Annotated in this window: 2 pseudogenes; both read right to left on the bottom strand. The window is 30.0% G+C overall.

Going from position 1 to position 420, the window contains the following annotated elements:
• Positions 1–95, bottom strand: a pseudogene (locus B6S12_RS11615) (phage tail protein); the annotation flags it as partial.
• Positions 96–214: 119 nt separating this feature from the next.
• Positions 215–420: pseudogene (locus tag B6S12_RS10895) on the bottom strand (phage head morphogenesis protein); the annotation flags it as partial.

Below are 420 nucleotides of genomic sequence, written 5' to 3'. Positions count from 1 at the left end.
AGTCTAGCTTGAGAGCTTATCCCATATTCTAAGCTTCTTTCTAGGTTTTCAAAGTTTAGGGCTTTGAATTTGAAATCACCCAATGATAAAACCATTTAAACTCCTTTTTAGTATTGCAAAGTTAAAATTATTTAGATAAGGTTGATACCTAAAATGTAGTAGTAGGATACCCCAATTACTTGGGCTATGTATTGTGAGTGCAAGTCTCACCGCCTTATCTAATCTTAATATAATTACCTTCATTCTTGTTTCTTGCATTAATTTTGCCTAATGTCACTATTGCATTTGTTTTACCAAATTTCTTTAATTTATAATCAGGTGTTATTACAATTTTATTGATACGACTAGAATCCTTTTTATCTTCAAAGAAATACAACAAAGAATTATTTGCACTATCCCAATAAACCTCTTTTGCTTCTT

This window comes from Helicobacter valdiviensis, from assembly GCF_003245365.1.
GTDB lineage: Bacteria > Campylobacterota > Campylobacteria > Campylobacterales > Helicobacteraceae > Helicobacter_D > Helicobacter_D valdiviensis.
The sequence above is the reverse complement of the archived record's forward strand: the minus strand, read 5'-3'. Positions and strand labels throughout refer to the sequence as shown.